15 protein-coding genes are annotated in these 17351 nt (G+C 45.8%); 13 read left to right on the plus strand and 2 right to left on the minus strand.

The window, feature by feature from the left end:
* The first annotated feature begins 6 nt into the window (after window positions 1–6).
* Together ligA and ICN43_RS05500 are read left to right on the plus strand one after the other, a co-directional pair.
* Window positions 7–2022 carry an NAD-dependent DNA ligase LigA gene (gene ligA / locus ICN43_RS05495; protein WP_216197606.1) on the plus strand — a complete coding sequence of 672 codons (2016 nt, stop codon included), beginning with the start codon at window positions 7–9 and terminating at the stop codon, window positions 2020–2022.
* 73 nt (window positions 2023–2095) lie between these two features.
* Window positions 2096–2590, plus strand: a complete 495-nt coding sequence (locus ICN43_RS05500; RefSeq protein WP_216197608.1) for an NUDIX hydrolase — start codon at window positions 2096–2098, stop codon at window positions 2588–2590.
* Here the strand turns inward: ICN43_RS05500 and ICN43_RS05505 are convergent.
* Together ICN43_RS05505 and map are read right to left on the minus strand one after the other, a co-directional pair.
* Window positions 2587–5190 (minus strand): [protein-PII] uridylyltransferase, encoded by a 2604-nt coding sequence (locus ICN43_RS05505; protein ID WP_216197611.1) that lies wholly within the window; start codon window positions 5188–5190, stop codon window positions 2587–2589. The two genes, ICN43_RS05500 and ICN43_RS05505, sit on opposite strands and share 4 nt — an antisense overlap.
* Window positions 5191–5212: 22 nt before the next feature.
* Window positions 5213–6163 carry a type I methionyl aminopeptidase gene (map, locus tag ICN43_RS05510; RefSeq protein ID WP_370623198.1) on the minus strand — a complete coding sequence of 317 codons (951 nt, stop codon included), beginning with the start codon at window positions 6161–6163 and terminating at the stop codon, window positions 5213–5215.
* A gap of 142 nt (window positions 6164–6305) precedes the next feature.
* On the opposite strand from map, the gene rpsB reads away from it, so the two are divergent.
* From rpsB to lpxD, 11 genes are all read left to right on the plus strand, one after another.
* Complete coding sequence (gene rpsB, locus ICN43_RS05515; protein ID WP_216189398.1) at window positions 6306–7055, plus strand: 30S ribosomal protein S2; 750 nt, start codon at window positions 6306–6308, stop codon at window positions 7053–7055.
* A complete protein-coding gene (tsf, locus tag ICN43_RS05520; RefSeq protein WP_216197613.1) occupies window positions 7055–7933 on the plus strand; it encodes a translation elongation factor Ts in 879 nt (292 codons plus the stop codon). Before rpsB ends, tsf begins: the two co-directional genes overlap by 1 nt.
* Before the next feature lie 190 nt (window positions 7934–8123).
* Window positions 8124–8834: a UMP kinase gene (gene pyrH, locus ICN43_RS05525; protein ID WP_216197614.1), complete on the plus strand. Its 711-nt coding sequence runs from the start codon at window positions 8124–8126 to the stop codon at window positions 8832–8834.
* A gap of 11 nt (window positions 8835–8845) precedes the next feature.
* Window positions 8846–9406 carry a ribosome recycling factor gene (frr, locus tag ICN43_RS05530; RefSeq protein WP_216197616.1) on the plus strand — a complete coding sequence of 187 codons (561 nt, stop codon included), beginning with the start codon at window positions 8846–8848 and terminating at the stop codon, window positions 9404–9406.
* Window positions 9407–9436: 30 nt separating this feature from the next.
* Window positions 9437–10210, plus strand: a complete 774-nt coding sequence (uppS, locus tag ICN43_RS05535; RefSeq protein WP_216197618.1) for a polyprenyl diphosphate synthase — start codon at window positions 9437–9439, stop codon at window positions 10208–10210.
* 12 nt (window positions 10211–10222) lie between these two features.
* Window positions 10223–11050 (plus strand): phosphatidate cytidylyltransferase, encoded by an 828-nt coding sequence (locus tag ICN43_RS05540; protein ID WP_216197620.1) that lies wholly within the window; start codon window positions 10223–10225, stop codon window positions 11048–11050.
* Window positions 11050–12240, plus strand: a complete 1191-nt coding sequence (gene ispC, locus ICN43_RS05545; protein ID WP_216197623.1) for a 1-deoxy-D-xylulose-5-phosphate reductoisomerase — start codon at window positions 11050–11052, stop codon at window positions 12238–12240. The genes ICN43_RS05540 and ispC overlap by 1 nt, the downstream gene beginning before the upstream one ends.
* A 12-nt stretch (window positions 12241–12252) precedes the next feature.
* Window positions 12253–13386 (plus strand): site-2 protease family protein, encoded by a 1134-nt coding sequence (locus tag ICN43_RS05550; protein ID WP_216197625.1) that lies wholly within the window; start codon window positions 12253–12255, stop codon window positions 13384–13386.
* Window positions 13383–15731, plus strand: a complete 2349-nt coding sequence (gene bamA, locus ICN43_RS05555) for an outer membrane protein assembly factor BamA (RefSeq protein ID WP_216197627.1) — start codon at window positions 13383–13385, stop codon at window positions 15729–15731. The genes ICN43_RS05550 and bamA overlap by 4 nt, the downstream gene beginning before the upstream one ends.
* Before the next feature lie 18 nt (window positions 15732–15749).
* Window positions 15750–16277, plus strand: coding sequence for an OmpH family outer membrane protein (locus ICN43_RS05560; RefSeq protein WP_216197630.1), 528 nt, complete (start codon window positions 15750–15752; stop codon window positions 16275–16277).
* Between the two features lie 5 nt (window positions 16278–16282).
* Window positions 16283–17338 carry a UDP-3-O-(3-hydroxymyristoyl)glucosamine N-acyltransferase gene (gene lpxD / locus ICN43_RS05565; RefSeq protein WP_216197632.1) on the plus strand — a complete coding sequence of 352 codons (1056 nt, stop codon included), beginning with the start codon at window positions 16283–16285 and terminating at the stop codon, window positions 17336–17338.
* Window positions 17339–17351 lie beyond the last annotated feature (13 nt).

Here is a 17351-nt window from a genome sequence, read left to right on the forward strand (position 1 = left end):
ATCGCTTTGTCGTCTACTAGTCCGACAAATTTAGCGGATCGCTACGCATTCTTACAAGCTGAGTTGGCACGCTTAGAGCATGCTTACTACGTCCTCGATAACCCAATAGTTCCTGATAGTGAGTACGATCGCCTCTATCGCGCGTTACTCGATATTGAAACTGCACATCCTGAGTGGGTAACTGCTGATTCACTCTCGCAAAGGGTGGGTGGTGCCGCACTTAAGGAATTTGATTCGGTAACGCATATAGTGCCAATGCTTTCTTTAAATAATGCCTTTGAAGATACTGAACTTATTGCTTTTGACCGTCGTTGCCGTGAAGGTCTTCGTCTTGACCAGGTGGATTACGCAGGCGAACTCAAATTTGATGGTTTAGCAATTTCCTTACGCTATGAAGATGGATTCTTAGTGAGGGCTGCCACTCGTGGCGATGGCGCTAGTGGTGAAGATGTCACCGCCAATATCAAAACGATTCGAGCCATTCCACTAAAACTATCCGGGGACAATATCCCGAAAGTATTAGAAGTGCGCGGAGAGGTCTTTATGTATCTCAAAGACTTCCAGAAAATGAACGAGCAAGCTGCAGCCTTGGGCGAGAAGGAGTTTGCTAATCCCCGCAATGCTGCAGCTGGAAGTCTGCGCCAACTCGATTCAAAAATCACTGCTAAAAGACCGCTTTCTTTCTTTGCTTATGGGCTAGGAGCTCTAGAGCCACAATCTTGGCTTCCAAAAACCCATGAAAAGTTACTTGATGCATATGTCAAATTCGGCTTACCAGTCTGCTCTGAGCGCCGCGTCCTCAAATCCGTAGAAGAGATTTTGGCTTTCTACAACGAAGTTGCTGCCAAACGCGATTCTTTGCCATACGATATTGATGGCGTGGTCTATAAGGTCAACTCCTTTGTAGAGCAAGCTAAGTTGGGCTTTGTCTCTAGAGCCCCGCGCTTTGCTTTGGCTCATAAGTTTCCAGCTCAAGAAGCCTTAACTACTGTTCTCGGTATTGATGTACAGGTAGGGCGCACTGGCGCTATCACTCCAGTAGCAAGACTTGCTCCTGTAGAGGTTGGTGGCGTCATAGTCACAAACGCAACTCTCCACAATGAAGATGAAGTCAAGCGTAAAGATGTACGTATTGGCGATACCGTTTCTGTTAGAAGAGCAGGGGATGTGATTCCGGAAGTGGTTTCGGTAGTAAAAGAGCGTCGACCAGCTAATGCAGCAGAATTTGTAATGCCAACAAATTGCCCTGTATGTGATTCACATATTGAGCGCTTGGCCGATGAGGCGGTTGCCCGTTGTAGCGGCGGATTATTCTGCGGAGCCCAGCGTAAGCAAGCATTAATTCATTTTGCTCATAGAAGAGCGTTGGATATTGAAGGTCTCGGCGAAAAGATTGTGGATCAATTGGTTGATCACAATCTAGTCAGAACGCCTGCTGATCTCTACCGCCTCGGCTTTACCGCTATTGCTAACCTAGAGCGCATGGGCGAGAAGTCTGCGGATAACCTCATCGCAGCGATCAATCAATCCAGAAATACTACGCTAGCGAGATTCATCTTTGCATTGGGTATTCGTCATGTAGGCGAGACTACTGCCAAAGATTTAGCAAATCACTACCAATCCATGCACGCCCTGATGGATGCCAACTTGGAAGATCTACTCACCGTCAAAGATGTTGGCCCTGTAGTGGCAGACTCCATCACTAGTTTTATGGAGGAAGTCCATAACCGCGAAGTCATTGAGCAACTCCTAGCCTCAGGAATGCAACTCTCCGTCGAAGAAAAAGTCATCAGTGCAGCTGTAGCAGGTAAGACTTTCGTTCTTACAGGTACCTTTCCAACGATGACCAGAGATGAAGCAAAAGATCTTCTCGAAAAAGCAGGCGCCAAAGTAGCAGGCTCAGTCTCTAAGAAAACAGACTATGTAGTGGCAGGAGCGGATGCTGGAAGCAAGCTCACCAAAGCAGAAGAGCTAGGTGTGAAAGTAATTGATGAGGCAGCTATGGTGAGTTTACTTAAGTAAGAGCATTCCTACTCAACAAGTAGCTTGGCGGTAACTAATTCTTTTAATATGATTTCAATTTTTGTTTGCCCATATGCTTGATCTCATATCTTTCGCAGCTATTCATTCTTCATTTAAGTCTGTTTGTGATGATGTTCTTTCCTCAAAAGATCCTTATTCACGCTCCACAAAGCAGGGTCACATCACAGCGAGTGGACTGGTAATTAAGGATGGCAAAGCGCTCCTTATATTTCACCCTTTCATTAGGCAATGGTTTCAACCTGGTGGCCATATCGATGCGGGCGAGGAACCTATTCAAGCGGCTATTCGAGAGGTTTTTGAGGAGACTGGCGTGGTTTGTGTGTCTCTTAATGAATTCTTACATCCTATTGATATTGATTTGCACGAAATTCCTGCAAACCCTAAGAAAGGAGAGGGCTCGCACTTACACATCGACCTTTTATTCACTTTGAAGGCAGTTGGGGAGGGCGACTCTCCTGAAGACATCCAAAAGGCATGGATACCTGTTGATCAAATTGCTACTCCGCGTATTAAGCGAGCATTAAAAAAACTGCAAAGTCAGATCTAAGCCCCAAGCGCTTCGAGCAGATCCGTCTCCAGCAAGATTTGTAGTTTAGGGTTCTTACTCAAGTTAGCCGCATCCAATAGGAATACGTCCTCCACTCGCTCGCCCAGGGTGTTTATGCGCGCGGTATGCAAGGAAACTTGATGCTTGGCTAATACTCTAGAGATTGCATAGAGTAGGCCTGTACGGTCGTTTGCTGAAAGAGATAGGGCGTAGTAGCGTCCACGTTCATCTGGAGTCATATGGACGCGTGGCTGGATTGGGAAAGAGCGAGACTGTCTTGATAGACGACCCATACTTGGAGATGGCAAGGCATTATTATTTTGTAATGCTGCCGTTAGCTCATATTCCACCAGCTGGATCAGATCACGATAACTTCCGCCTTCATCCACTAAGTTACTTCCTGAGATTTGGAAGGTATCCAATGCGTAGCCATGCTTCGTTGTATGAATGCGAGCATCCCAAATCGAGAAGCCATGACGCTCAAAGTAGGCACAAATTCTGGCGAAGAGATCTTCTTGGTCTTTGACATAGACAGCAATTTGCAGGCCTTCGCCTACTGGAGATAGGCGAGCACGTACAACTGGCACCTCACTATCTACTTTGTTAAAGAGATGTCTTGTAAGCCATGCGATATCAGCTGCATCTTGACGTAAGAAGAAGGCAACATCTAATTGCTTCCAGAGATTTTCATAGGCAGAATCTTCAATGCCATAAAGACGCAGCTTGGCGCGTGATTCTTCTTGATGTTGTGCGAGCTCAGAAGAGGCATCAGGTTTTGCGCCACCCAATACGCGTAAGGTTACGCGATAGAGATCCTCTAATAACTTACCTTTCCAGGCGTTCCATACCTTGGGACTAGTTCCACGAACATCGGCAACTGTTAATAGATAGAGTGCCGTGAGATGACGCTCATCACCTACCTTTTTGGCAAATGCTTGCACTACTTCTGGATCGGTAATATCTTGTTTCTGAGCAACTTGACTCATATTCAGATGCTCTGCAACTAGCCAAATCAAGAGTTCGGTATCTGCCTTATCTAAGCCATGATCTTTTGCAAACTTGCGCATATCTGCCTTGCCAAGCTCGGAGTGATCGCCACCACGTCCCTTAGCGATGTCATGGAAGAGTGCGGCAATAACCAATAACCAAGGTTTCTCAAAATGGGCAATCAGACTGCTGCAGAAAGGAAATTCATGGGTATGCTCAATCACCATAAAGCGTCGGACATTACGCAGCACCATCAAGATATGTTGATCCACTGTGTAGACATGGAATAAGTCATGCTGCATCTGACCAACAATTTTTCTAAAGGCTGGTAAATAGCGGCCAAGTACACTTGTGCGGTTCATGAGTTGGAAGGCGCGACTTACACCCTCCGGCTCTTTCAGAATTTCAATAAAGAGTGCGCGGTTGACCGGATCTTTTCGCCATTGACTATCCATTTTCTGGCGAGCGTTATACAAGGCTCTGAAGATTGTTGCTGACAGGCTCTTGACGTTCGCTATCTGCGCAAAGACTAAAAAGGTACGCAAGATTTGTTCTGGATGCTTCTGAAATAATTGAGGATCCGTAATATCCAAAACACCTTGGCGCTCAATAAAACACTCATTACCCTCGCCAGCAATGATATGGGTGGTTTTAGATTCCTGGGGAAAGAGAAGCGCCTCAATGTTTTGAATCAGTACGTCATTCAGCTGATTGACCGCCTTAGCAGCCCAGTAGTAGCGACGCATGATTGCTTCACTAGCTAGTCTGGAGGATTCTTCTTTGATGCCCATTGCCGCAGCAAGCGGTGCCTGCAAGTCAAAAGCCAATACATCTTGCCTACGTTTGGCAAGTAGATGCAAGTTTGCCCGCAAAGTTTCTAGAAAGCGCTGATTGCGATTGAGTTCAGTGAGCTCGCGTCGAGTTATTAGACCGGCAAGACTCAGATCCTTAAATGTATTACCTAGATGTGCAGCCTTGCTGACCCAAGCGATTACCTGGAGATCACGAAGACCGCCGGGACTTTCTTTGCAGTTGGGCTCCAAAGAATAAGGTGTGTCTTGATATTTATAGTGACGTTGAATTTGCTCTGCAAGCTTAGCCTGAAAGAATGATGTTGGATCTAAGGTTTTTTCGTAAACAGATTCAAATTCTTTGAAGAGTGCTTTCTTGCCGCAGATCAATCTTGACTCAAGTAGGGAGGTGCGAACAGTAATATCTTGCTCTGACTCTGAAACACATTCGGCAACGGTGCGAACCGAAGAGCCAATTTCCAATCCAGTATCCCAGCATTGCGCTACAAATTTTTCAATCTTTGGCGCTAGCACTTCTTCAAAAAACTGCTTATCCTCAGGTAACAGAATCAGAATATCAATATCAGAATAAGGAAAGAGTGCGCCTCTGCCAAATCCACCTACTGCAACAAGAGCAGCATCTGAATTCAAATCAAAGGAATTCCATAAGCTGATGAGTAGTTCATCGCTGAGCTTACTCAACTGCTTCGTTAGTCGCCCAACAACTTGATGTTCGCGAAAATCAGCATAGGCCAGTTCTCGCGCAGATCTTAAGCTGGCAATATCTGCAATCGATTTTTTTGCGGCGAGAGTGTGACTCATTACGCTTAAGGAGATTCAGTGATTAAGCGTTAGCTAGGTTTGGTCTAAATGAAAGACCTTTCACGCAATCAGGAATTGGGTTGCTGCCCTCTGACCAAGTTAATACCTCAACGCCGGTAGCGGTTACCAAGAGGGTGTGCTCCCACTGAGCTGACAGGCTACGATCTTTTGTTTTTACAGTCCATTGATCAGGCATCGTCCTAATATCGCGTTTGCCAGCATTAATCATTGGTTCAATGGTGAAGGTCATGCCTTCTTGTAATTTTTCACCAGTGCCGGGGCGACCATAGTGAAGAATCTGTGGGTCCTGATGAAACACTTTGCCGATCCCGTGGCCACAATATTCGCGAACAACTGAGTAACCCGCTTTTTCAGCGTGGGTCTGAATCACATGACCAATATCGCCTAGTGATGCACCGGGTTTGACTTGGGCAATGCCAAGCCACATACATTCAAAGGTAATTTGGGTTAGGCGCTTGGCTAATACTGAAACTTCACCAACCATAAACATGCGGCTGGTATCGCCGTAGTAGCCATCTGGAGTAATTACAGTGATATCAAGGTTTACAACGTCACCAGATTTAAGAACCTTCTCTCCAGGAATGCCATGGCAGATCACATCATTGACCGAGGTGCAGATCGATGCTGGAAAGGGTGGATAGCCAGGAGGTTGATAGTTGAGCGGGGCAGGAATGGTCTTTTGGATATCACGCATGTATTCGTGGCAGATGCGATCCAATTCGGCCGTGGTCACCCCGGCTTTGACGTGTGGGGCAACGTGGTCAAGAACTTCACTGGCTAAGCGGCCAGCTTCGCGCATCCCTTGGATGTCTTTTTCGGCGGTAAATACACTATTCATGCCTTGATTATCAACGACTTGGCAGTTTTTGGTAGATCTGTAATGCTCAAAAATTGGGCAAATAGTCCATTTGATGGCATTTCCCAGGGGATTTAGATTGCTTGAGTAGGGTATGAGGGGTCTAGGTGATTGATATTTAAGCTATAATTTCGGAATCAGATCAATTTTGAACTGAAATAGCGGGTTGAGCCTTCCAGGGTGGCGCTTTTTAGCGCAGCTAGGACTCAATCTCAGAAACCAACCCTTAGGAGAAGTTATGTCAGTAACTATGCGTCAAATGCTGGAAGCCGGTTGCCATTTTGGTCACCAAACCCGTTTCTGGTCCCCAAGAATGGCCCCTTATATCTTCGGCCATCGCAACAAAATTCATATCATCAACTTGGAAAAAACTTTGCCGATGTTTCAGGATGCCCTGAAATTTGCAAAACAAGTTGCTGCTAACCGTGGAACCATCTTATTCGTTGGTACTAAGCGTCAATCACGCGAGATCATTGCTGAAGAAGCTGCTCGTGCTGGAATGCCTTACATCGACAGCCGTTGGTTGGGCGGCACGCTCACCAATTTCAAAACTGTTAAGGGCTCCCTAAAGCGTTTGAAGGATATGGCGGTTGCTAAAGAAGCTGGTGATTGGGAAAAGCTCTCGAAGAAAGAGGCTTTGACTAATGATCGCGATCTTGACAAGTTGCAAAAAGCGCTTGGCGGTATTCAAGATTTGAACGGCGTTCCTGATGCGATTTTCGTGGTTGACGTTGGCTATCACAAGATTGCTATTACCGAAGCTAACAAGCTTGGTATTCCTGTGATCGCGGTAGTGGATACCAACCATTCACCTGAAGGCGTTGATTACATCATTCCTGGTAATGATGACTCTAGTAAAGCTGTTCTTCTCTACGCTCGTGGTATTGCTGATGCAATTCTCGAAGGTAAGGCGAATTCTGTTCAAGAAATCTTGACTGCCGTTAAAGAAGGCGAAGAAGAGTTTGTTGAAGAAGGGAAAGCTGAATAATGGCTGCTATTACCGCTGCAATGGTTGGCGAGTTACGCGCCAAGACTGATGCTCCGATGATGGAGTGCAAAAAAGCATTGACTGAGGCTGATGGTGATATGGCTCGCGCAGAAGAAATTCTGCGTGTAAAGCTCGGTAGTAAGGCTGGTAAAGCAGCATCCCGCGTCACTGCTGAAGGTATTGTTGCTTCAGCAATCAATGGCACTACAGGTACCTTGCTCGAAGTGAACTGTGAAACTGACTTCGTTTCTAAAAATGATGATTTCTTAGCGTTCACACAAGCCTGCGCAAATCTAATTTCCGAAAAGAATCCAGCTGACGTTGCTGCATTACTTGCATTGCCAATGAATGGTCAAACTGTTGATGAAGTTCGTAGCGCCTTGATCGGTAAGATCGGCGAGAACATCATGCCACGTCGCTTCAAGCGTTTTGCTGGTAGCAACAAGTTGGTTTCTTACCTCCACGGCACTCGTATTGGTGTGATGGTTGAGTTTGAAGGCGACGAGACTGCAGCTAAAGACGTGGCAATGCATATTGCTGCAATGAAGCCAGTGGCTTTGTCGATGGCCGATGTTCCTGCTGAAGCAATTGCGGTTGAGCGTAGTGTTGCTGTTCAAAAAGCTGCTGAATCTGGCAAACCACCAGAAATCGTTGAGAAGATGGTTGAAGGTTCTATTCAGAAGTACCTCAAAGAAGTTTCTTTATTGAACCAAACTTTCGTTAAAAACGATAAGCAGACTGTTGAACAAATGCTCAAAGCTGCCAACACCACAATCAAGGGTTTTACTATGTTTGTCGTGGGCGAGGGCATTGAGAAGCGTCAGGATGACTTTGCGGCTGAAGTTGCTGCTCAGGTTGCCGCTGCTAAAGGCGCTTAATTAGCTTCAAGCTTGGCTGGGCTTCCCCAGCAAGGCTGTGATACCCAAAAGGGCATAGAAACCAAGGTTTCCATGCCCTTTTGTTTGATCTGTCCTAAGCCCTTTATAATTTGGGCTAGATATTAAAAAGTACTTAAAGATCAATAAGCTAAGAAAGTAAATTGCTTAGCAAATTACGGAAAATAAAACGATGCCAGCCTATAAACGTGTTCTCTTAAAACTCTCTGGTGAAGCCCTTATGGGAGACGATGCTTTTGGCATCAATCCAATCACTATTGATTCCATGGTGAAAGAAATTGCTGATGTAGTGAATAGCGGTGTTCAACTGGCTATCGTGATCGGTGGGGGAAATATTTTCCGCGGTGTAGCGGGTGGTGCGGCTGGTATGGATCGTGCAACAGCTGACTACATGGGAATGCTAGCTACCATGATGAACTCTCTTGCATTGCAGGATGCTTTGCGTCAAAAAGGCGTGGAAGCTCGCGTGCAGTCCGCCTTAAGAATGGATCAAGTAGTTGAGCCCTATATTCGTCCACGCGCAATTCGGGCCTTGAGTGAGGGTAAGGTGGTGATCTTCGCTGCCGGAACAGGCAATCCCTTTTTTACTACCGACACTGCAGCAGCCTTGCGAGGCGCAGAGATGGGTGTAGAGATCGTGCTGAAGGCCACTAAGGTGGATGGTATCTACAGCGCAGATCCAATGAAGGACTCAACCGCAACCCTTTACAAAACCATGACTTTTGATGAGGCAATTATTAAAAACTTGCAGGTGATGGATGCAACTGCCTTTGCATTGTGTCGTGATCGCAAATTACCAATCAAAGTATTTTCGATTCTTAAGCCGGGCGCGCTCATGCGTGTGGTTCAAGGTGAATCTGAAGGTACTTTAGTACACGTTTAATAGGAGGCTTGATGTCCGCAGCAGAAATTAAAACCACTACCGATCAAAAGATGCAGAAGTCTCTGGATGCTTTGAAAGCTAATTTGGCTAAGATTCGCTCTGGTCGTGCAAATCCCGGAATTTTGGAGCATATCCAAGTGGATTACTACGGCAATCCAACCCCGCTAAGCCAAGTGGCTAGCCTAGGTTTGGCTGATGCCAGAACGATTAACGTACAGCCATTTGAAAAGACTATGGTTGCTGTAGTTGAAAAAGCAATCCGTGATTCTGACTTGGGTCTCAATCCCGCTTCTCAGGGCACTGTAATTCGAGTGCCAATGCCTGCATTAACTGAAGAACGCCGCCGTGATCTAACTAAGGTTGTCAAAAACGAAGGTGAAGATACGAAGATCGCCGTACGTAATTTGCGCCGCGATGCCAATGAGCATTTAAAGCGCCTCACCAAAGATAAAGAAATTTCCGAGGATGATGAGCGTCGTGCTACTGACGATATTCAGAAGATGACTGATCGTGCAGTGATTGAGATCGATAAGATCGTCTCTGAAAAAGAAAAAGAGATCATGACGGTTTAATCGTCAGGTCGATTGCTCATTATCCGCTCTATGACACAGCACACCAGCTCTACCTTAGTTGTTCCAGAGGTGAGCGCTATTCCTCGCCACGTTGCCATCATCATGGATGGTAATGGGCGTTGGGCTAGTAAGCGCTTCATGCCGCGTGTTGCAGGGCACTCCGAGGGATTAGGCGCTGTTCGTAAGATCGTTCAAGAATGTCGTCAACTAGGGGTGCAATATCTCACTCTGTTTGCCTTCAGTTCTGAAAATTGGCGTCGTCCCCCAGAAGAGATCAGCTTTTTAATGAAGCTATTCCTGAAGTCCTTAAAGGGCGAAGTATCTCGTTTAGCTGAAAACGATATCCGTCTTCGCCTTATTGGGGATTTAAGTCGTTTTGATTCTGGGATTCAGGAGATGGTGCAGTTCTCCGAAGAAAAAACATCTGCTTGCAAGGGACTTACTCTCACTATTGCCGCTAACTATGGTGGACGCTGGGATATTTTGCAGGCGATGCGCCAATCTTTGGCTGCCAATCCTGGCTTGACTTCGGATCAAGTATCAGAGGAGTTATTGCAACCCTATCTCTCCATGGCTTATGCGCCAGAGCCGGATTTATTTATTCGTACTGGTGGTGAACAGCGGGTCAGCAACTTTTTACTATGGCAACTTGCCTATACTGAGTTGTACTTTACGGATACCCTTTGGCCTGATTTTGATGCAATTCAATTGCATAAAGCATTTGATTGGTTTAGCCACCGCGAGCGTCGCTTTGGACGTACTAGTGCTCAGCTAGCCTCTGAGTCATTGAGCGACGCTGTTTAAGCGCCTCCTTATATGCTAAAAACTCGAATCATCACCGCCACTATTTTGATGGCAGTGCTATTGCCGATCTTGTTTTTATTGCCACCAATCTATTTAGGTATATTTTTCCTGGTTGCATTATTGGCTGCTGCCTGGGAGTGGAGCCGTATGATAGCTCCGGAGGCGAAGAAGTCCGCTTGGCTCTACGCTGTATTTTGTTTGATCATTATTTTATTTTTACTGGGCATGCAAGCGATAGCATGGCAGTTTTCTTTGCTGATGATGGCCGTCTTATTTTGGTTTTTCCTGGCGCCATTTATTTTGGCTAAGGGCATGAATCTCTCACTCCAAAAATTCAAGCCTTTTTATAGTATTTTGGGCTTGATTATTCTTCCGGCAACCTGGTTTGCTTTGGCCTTCTTGCGCGAGTTGGGCTTAGTCTTTTTATTAACTAGCATGGCTTTAGTTTGGGTTGCTGACATTGGCGCCTATTTTGTGGGTAAAGCTTTTGGTAGGCATAAGTTAGCTGTGAGCATTAGTCCAGGAAAATCAATTGAGGGCGCGCTGGGTGGTTTGCTGCTTTGTTATCTCTATGCATTCTTATGTGTCACGTATTTACCTTTAGGCGATACTTTATTTGGCGCTTGGGCTATCCGATTTGGCTGGGTGCCAATGTTTTTGATGGTTACAGTGTTGGTGGCTTTCAGCATTTTTGGTGATTTATTTGAGTCTCAGTTAAAGCGCCTAGCTGGCGTTAAGGACAGTAGTCATTTATTGCCTGGCCATGGCGGTGTTCTGGATCGGGTTGACGCACTCATTCCAACCATGCCGATTGCCGCATTACTAGCAGGATTGGTTTAATGTCTATAAAACAGCTTGCCATCTTGGGATCTACAGGATCGATCGGTGTGAACACCCTAGATGTCATTCGCGCTCATCCGGATCGTTTCAAAGTAGTAGCCCTGACTGCCGCAAAACAAATTGAGCGCTTAGCTGAGCAATGTATTGAATTTAAACCCTCTATTGCAGTAGTTGCTGATGCGAATGGCGCCGCTCAATTGAGTCGACTTTTGCAGGACAAAAAGATTGCCACCCAAGTTCTCTATGGCCCTCAAGCCTTAGTCAGCGCCGTTACTGAATCTGGTTGCGATACTGTCATGGCGGCGATTGTTGGGGCAGCTGGTCTAGTGCCGACTCTGGCTGCTGCGCAAGCGGGTAAGCGCGTATTGCTGGCCAATAAAGAAGCGCTGGTGATGTCTGGAAATTTATTCATGCAGGCCATGAAAGTCGGTGGCGGTGAATTGCTTCCCATCGATAGTGAACACAATGCGATTTTTCAATGTCTACCAGATCGTTTCACTAAAAATCCATCCGATCATTTAGGCGTTGAAGAGCTGTGGTTAACAGCCTCTGGCGGACCATTTAGAGATAGACCGCTTGCGGACTTAGTAAGCATTACTCCTGATCAGGCTTGTGCACACCCAAACTGGGTGATGGGTCGAAAGATTTCGGTTGATTCTGCAACGATGATGAATAAAGGGCTTGAAGTTATTGAAGCCTTTTGGTTGTTTGGTTTGCCGTTAGAAAAGATTAAAGTACTAATTCATCCGCAGAGTGTTGTCCACTCTATGGTGCGTTATCGAGATGGTTCAGTGCTAGCTCAAATGGGTCAGCCCGATATGCGTACACCGATTGCTTATGGCTTGGCTTGGCCTGCGCGTATTGATGCTGGTGTTACCCCCTTAAATCTGACTCAGTTAGCTGGCCTTAGTTTCACGGAGCCGAATTTCTCCCAATTTCCTTGTTTGAGCTTAGCTTTTGTTGCTGCAAAAGCAGGCGGTACGGCTCCTGCCGTATTGAATGCCGCCAACGAAGTCGCGGTTGCAGCTTTCTTGGATGAAGGCTTGCCATACTTAAGTATTCCAAGTGTAGTGGAGCATTGCTTAAATACCTTAGCTCCAGTTCCTGCGGATTCCTTAGAAATCATTCTTGAAGCAGATGCTTTGGCACGCCAAACTGCAACTCAGTTCATTCGTGCACTACAGAAATAAATTGGCGGGTTTGTGCAGGCTTTAATCACTCTTGCAGCGTTCTTAGTGACATTGGGTGTATTGGTCAGTTTTCATGAGTACGGCCATTTTTTGGCGGCCCGTTTGTGCGGCGTCAAGGTTCTCCGTTTTGCCTTAGGGTTTGGTAAGCCTTTATTTACTTATCGTGCTGCCAATGGAACCGAGTGGGTTCTTGCTTCCATTCCTTTGGGGGGTTATGTCAAATTACTGGATGGTCGGGATAGTCAGCAAACCATTTCCATTGAGGAGCGTCCTGAATCATTCGATATAAAGCCTTTGTGGCAACGTTCTCTGATCGTGGCTGCTGGACCTTTTGCTAATTTCCTTCTGTCTATTATTTTATTTTCAGTAATTTATGTTGCTGGAGTACCTCAGTTGCCTGCGCGCCTTCAGGCTCCTCCTGAGCAATCTATCGCCGCAAAACTGGGGGTAGCAGCAGGGGATCAGGTTATTGGTTGGCAATACCTGTCATCCGACCACAACGGTACGCCGATTCTTGAGGAGTTTGACCCAGTTCCTAGTTGGAATGCGCTTCGTTGGCTCCTTTTGGATGCACTGACTGGTGAACACGGCTTCGCCCTAGAGATGAAAGATATCTCCGGCGATCGATACATTCAATCCTTTAGGCAAGATCAGTTACCCTCAATTACCCCTGAATCTGATCCATTCAAAGCGCTGGGTTTGTTGCCTCAGGTTAGCCTACCTTCAGAGTGGCAGGAGCTTAAATTAGACCCTATCGATGCCTTAGGTTTTGCTGGTCAGAGGGTCTATTTGATAACTAAGGTCTCCCTAAGGCTGATGTTAGGTTTATTTACCGGAAAAACGACCTTAAAACAGCTTGGTGGCCCCTTAAGTATTGCTGATATGGCGGGGAAGTCTGCTCAGGTCGGCTGGCAGCCATTTGTAGCCTTCCTGGCCCTCATGAGTATCAGTATTGGACTCCTGAATTTAGTGCCCCTACCAATGCTGGATGGGGGGCAGCTCCTGTATGATGCATGGGAGTTGGTTGCTGGTAAGAGAATTTCATTATCACTGCAGGAAAAGCTCCAAAAAGTGGGTTTTTTGTTGCTGATATCACTTTCTTTGCTGGCCTTGTTTAACGATTTGCAACGCTACCTTTCACCTTGAATTTTTTGACCCCTTCTTTTCGTGCCGTAACTCGATTTGTTGCTCAAGTCGCTCTAATCCTCGCAGCGAGTTTTTGCGTAAACGCTCAGACAAACAATTCTTTTGTCATCAAAGATATTCGAATTGAGGGATTACAGCGAGTGGAGCCGGGTACCGTATTTAGCTATTTGCCAGTTCAGGTAGGGGATACATTTTCCGAGGATAAGAGCACTGAGGCTATTAAGGCTTTATACACTACCGGCTTTTTCCGAGATGTACAGATCCAGGCTCAAGGCAATATCTTGATTGTGATTGTTGAAGAGCGTCCCACCATCTCCCGTATCGAATTTACGGGCATGAAGGAGTTTGATCAGGAGGTAGTGCGTAAATCCTTAAGAGCGGTAGGGGTAGCCGAAGCCCGTTTCTATGACAAGGCCTTAATTGACAAAGCAGAGCAAGAACTGAAACGCCAATATGTTGGCAAGGGTATGTATGCGGCTGAGGTAGTTGCAACCGTTACTCCTGTAGAGCGTAATCAAGTGGCGATTTATTTCAATATCGATGAAGGTCCTGTGGCCAAGATTCAAGAGATTAATTTCATCGGTAATAAGGTATTTAGCGAGAGCACACTAAAAAGTGAGATGCAGCTGAAAACTGGTGGCTGGCTTTCTTGGTATAGCAAAGATAATTTATATTCAAAACAAAAGCTCACCGCTGACTTGGAGAACATACGTTCCTACTATCTCAATCGTGGCTATCTTGAGTTTGTCATTGAATCTACCCAAGTTTCGATTACCCCAGACAAAAAAGGTATTTATCTCACTATAAGCATTATTGAGGGTAATAAATTTACCGTGAAAGATATGCGCTTAGCTGGTGAGTTGCTGGGTAAAGAGGCCGAGTTGATTCAACTGGTGAAGCTCAAGCCGGGCGATACATTCTCTTCTGCAAAATTAACTGAGAGCACCAAGGCGATTGCAGAAATTCTGGGTTCATACGGCTATGCATTTGCTACGATTAACCCGCAGCCCGATATTCGTCGCGACCTGAGCGAAGTGGACTTAACCCTTGTTATTGATCCGGGGCGTCGCGTTTATGTGCGCCAAGTAAATGTCACTGGCAATGCAAAGACACGTGACATGGTCATTCGTCGCGAGGTACGTCAGTTTGAGAGCTCCTGGTTTGATAGCGAAAAGATTGATTTATCTAAAAAACGCTTAGGTCGCTTGGGTTACTTCACCGAGACTGATGTATCGACACAAGATGTCCCAGGGTCACCTGATCAGGTTGATGTCAACGTTAAAGTTACCGAGAAGCCAACCGGCGCTATTACTATTGGAGCTGGCTTTTCATCCACAGAAAAATTAATTCTATCGGCTGGTATTAATCAAGATAATGCCTTTGGAACGGGCACGGCAGTAGGCCTCAATTTTTCTGTTGGTAAGATTAATCAAAGTTTAGCCTTATCCAACTATGATCCTTACTTCACTGAGGATGGCATCAGCCGTTTCACCGATCTCTACTATCGTTCATCTAAGCCGCTTTACTATACCGGCGATCCAGACTATCAAATCAAGTCTGTAGGTAGCAATATTAAGTTTGGCGTCCCTTATACCGAAGTGGATCGTGTTTTCTTTGGTACTGGGTTTGAGGTATTTCAGATTCAGTCAAGCTCTAGTACGCCAACTCCATATTTGAATTACATGATGGATTATGGTGTCGCATCGCCTGGTTACCCTGCAACCCTAAATACCTATAACGTTCCAATTACAGTTGGTTGGTCACGTGATGGTCGCGATAGTACTTTGATTCCATCGACAGGTTCTTTGCAGCAACTCAATGCTGAAGTGGGAACTCCAGTTGGAAACATGATGTTCTATCGACTGTTTGGGCAGTATCAAAAGTACCACTCCTTCTCAAAGGGTAATATTCTGTCCTTTAACGGCGAGGTTGGTTATGGTGAGGCTTACGGCAAATATCCATTTCCGATTACGAAAAACTACTATGTTGGTGGTATCGGATCAGTTCGCGGCTACGCTCCAGGATCTCTCGGGCCAACTTTCTATAATCAAACTACAGGCCTTAATCAGCCAACGGGTGGACAATCAAAAATTGTCACCAACGTGGAATATACCGTTCCCGTTCCTGGATCAGGTATCGATAAAACCCTGCGGGTATTTGGTTTCGTTGATGGCGGTAATGTTTATGGCGAAAATATCAACCTTGTCTTGCGATATTCTTACGGCCTAGGTTTATCATGGATATCACCACTGGGCCCGCTCAAGTTCAGTTATGGTATTCCGGTCCAAGCCTTGCCAACGGATAATATCCAGCGTTTGCAGTTCCAGGTGGGTACGGCGTTTTAATTGTTTAAGGAAAGTTTTATGAAGCTTCATCACTCTTGTAAATGGATTCAATGCAGCTTAATTGCTGTTTCATCACTTATTGCATTGCCACAAGCAATTGCTCAAGATGCTGGAACACGAGTTGCTGCTATCAATGTTGAAAAAGTATTCAACGAATCTAATATGGCCAAAGCAAGCCAAACTAAATTGCAAAATGAATTTATGAAGCGGCAGAACGAAATTCGTGACAGCGCTCAAAAAATTAAGTCTGCAGCAGAAAAATTAGATCGTGACTCAGCAGTGATGACTGAGGCGGACCGCGTCCGTCGTCAACGCGAGTTGTCAGATCAAGATCGCGAATTACAACGCAAACAACGCGAATACACAGAAGATCTAAATCAGCGTAACTTTGAAGAGCGTGCCAAGATTGCTGAGAAAGCGAATCAAGCTCTTAAACAGATTGCTGACCAAAGAAAAATTGATGTCATTATTCAAGATCCAGCCTATGCCAATCCCAAGGTTGACGTTACTGATGATGTCATCAAGGCCTTGAACAGTCTCAAGTAAGATTTATGCCCACCGCCATCGAGCTGGCCGAACAGTTTCAAGTAAGCTTGATGGGGGATGGCTCTCTTGCGTTTCAGGGCCTTGCTCCTCTCGAGCGAGCCCAACCAAGTCAGATCTCCTTCCTTTCCAATCCGCTTTATCGACAGCAGGCCAGTGATAGTGCTGCAGGTGGATTAATTGTTAGCCAGGCAGACCTCGATTTTCTTCTAGCAAATCCTGGAAGCAACTCATCTGGGCGCGTATATTTTGTTTCAAAGAATCCCTACGCTACCTTTGCCAGAATGGCGCAGTACTTTGCTGCAGCAACATCGCCGGTCTATTTGCCTGGAGTGCACCCTAGCGCTGCTATCGACCCTTCCGCAATTATTCCTGCCTCTTGTCATATCGGACCATTTGTGCAAATCGGACCTGGAGTGACATTAGGTGAACGCGTTGTGTTGTTAAGTAATACGTCTATAGCAATAAATTCCACTATTGGCAGCGATACTTTGATTTACCCTAATGTATCTCTTTATTCGGAGACTACGATTGGCGAGCGCTGCATTATTCACAGTGGCGCTGTGATTGGTGCGGATGGCTTTGGTTTTGCTCCTGACTTTTCAGCTAGTGGTGGTGAGTGGGTAAAAATCCCCCAAACTGGATCAGTTGTTATTGGTAATGATGTTGAAATTGGTGCGTCAAGCACAATTGATCGTGGTGCCATGAGTAATACCATTATCGGCAACGGTACAAAGATTGATAACCAAGTTCAAATCGCGCATAACGTAGTAGTGGGTAATTGCTGTGTGATTGCTGGATGTGCCGCTATTTCAGGAAGTACTAAAATTGGAAACTTTTGCATTATTGGTGGCGCAGCCAATTTTGCTGGACATCTTACGATTGCCGATAGAACTACGGTATCTGGTAATACATCGATTATTCGCTCCATTACTGAGTCGGGACAGCATTATACGGGCGTTTATCCATCAATGCTCCATAGCGCTTGGGAAAAAAACGCAGCAATTCTGCGGGGCCTCGATAAAATACGGCAAAGACTGCGATTATTAGATAAATCTAAATAAACTCGTCATCACA

The sequence above is a fragment of the Polynucleobacter sp. UK-Mo-2m-Kol15 genome, from assembly GCF_018881505.1.
GTDB lineage: Bacteria > Pseudomonadota > Gammaproteobacteria > Burkholderiales > Burkholderiaceae > Polynucleobacter.

Coding starts and splice junctions, on each gene's coding strand:
- ICN43_RS05500 (WP_216197608.1), top strand. CDS start 2,096: ATGCTTGATCTCATATCTTTCGCAGCTATTCATTCTTCATTTAAGTCT.
- ICN43_RS05505 (WP_216197611.1), bottom strand. CDS start 5,190: ATGAGTCACACTCTCGCCGCAAAAAAATCGATTGCAGATATTGCCAGC.
- rpsB (WP_216189398.1), top strand. CDS start 6,306: ATGTCAGTAACTATGCGTCAAATGCTGGAAGCCGGTTGCCATTTTGGT.
- tsf (WP_216197613.1), top strand. CDS start 7,055: ATGGCTGCTATTACCGCTGCAATGGTTGGCGAGTTACGCGCCAAGACT.
- pyrH (WP_216197614.1), top strand. CDS start 8,124: ATGCCAGCCTATAAACGTGTTCTCTTAAAACTCTCTGGTGAAGCCCTT.
- frr (WP_216197616.1), top strand. CDS start 8,846: ATGTCCGCAGCAGAAATTAAAACCACTACCGATCAAAAGATGCAGAAG.
- uppS (WP_216197618.1), top strand. CDS start 9,437: ATGACACAGCACACCAGCTCTACCTTAGTTGTTCCAGAGGTGAGCGCT.
- ICN43_RS05540 (WP_216197620.1), top strand. CDS start 10,223: ATGCTAAAAACTCGAATCATCACCGCCACTATTTTGATGGCAGTGCTA.
- ispC (WP_216197623.1), top strand. CDS start 11,050: ATGTCTATAAAACAGCTTGCCATCTTGGGATCTACAGGATCGATCGGT.
- ICN43_RS05560 (WP_216197630.1), top strand. CDS start 15,750: ATGAAGCTTCATCACTCTTGTAAATGGATTCAATGCAGCTTAATTGCT.
- lpxD (WP_216197632.1), top strand. CDS start 16,283: ATGCCCACCGCCATCGAGCTGGCCGAACAGTTTCAAGTAAGCTTGATG.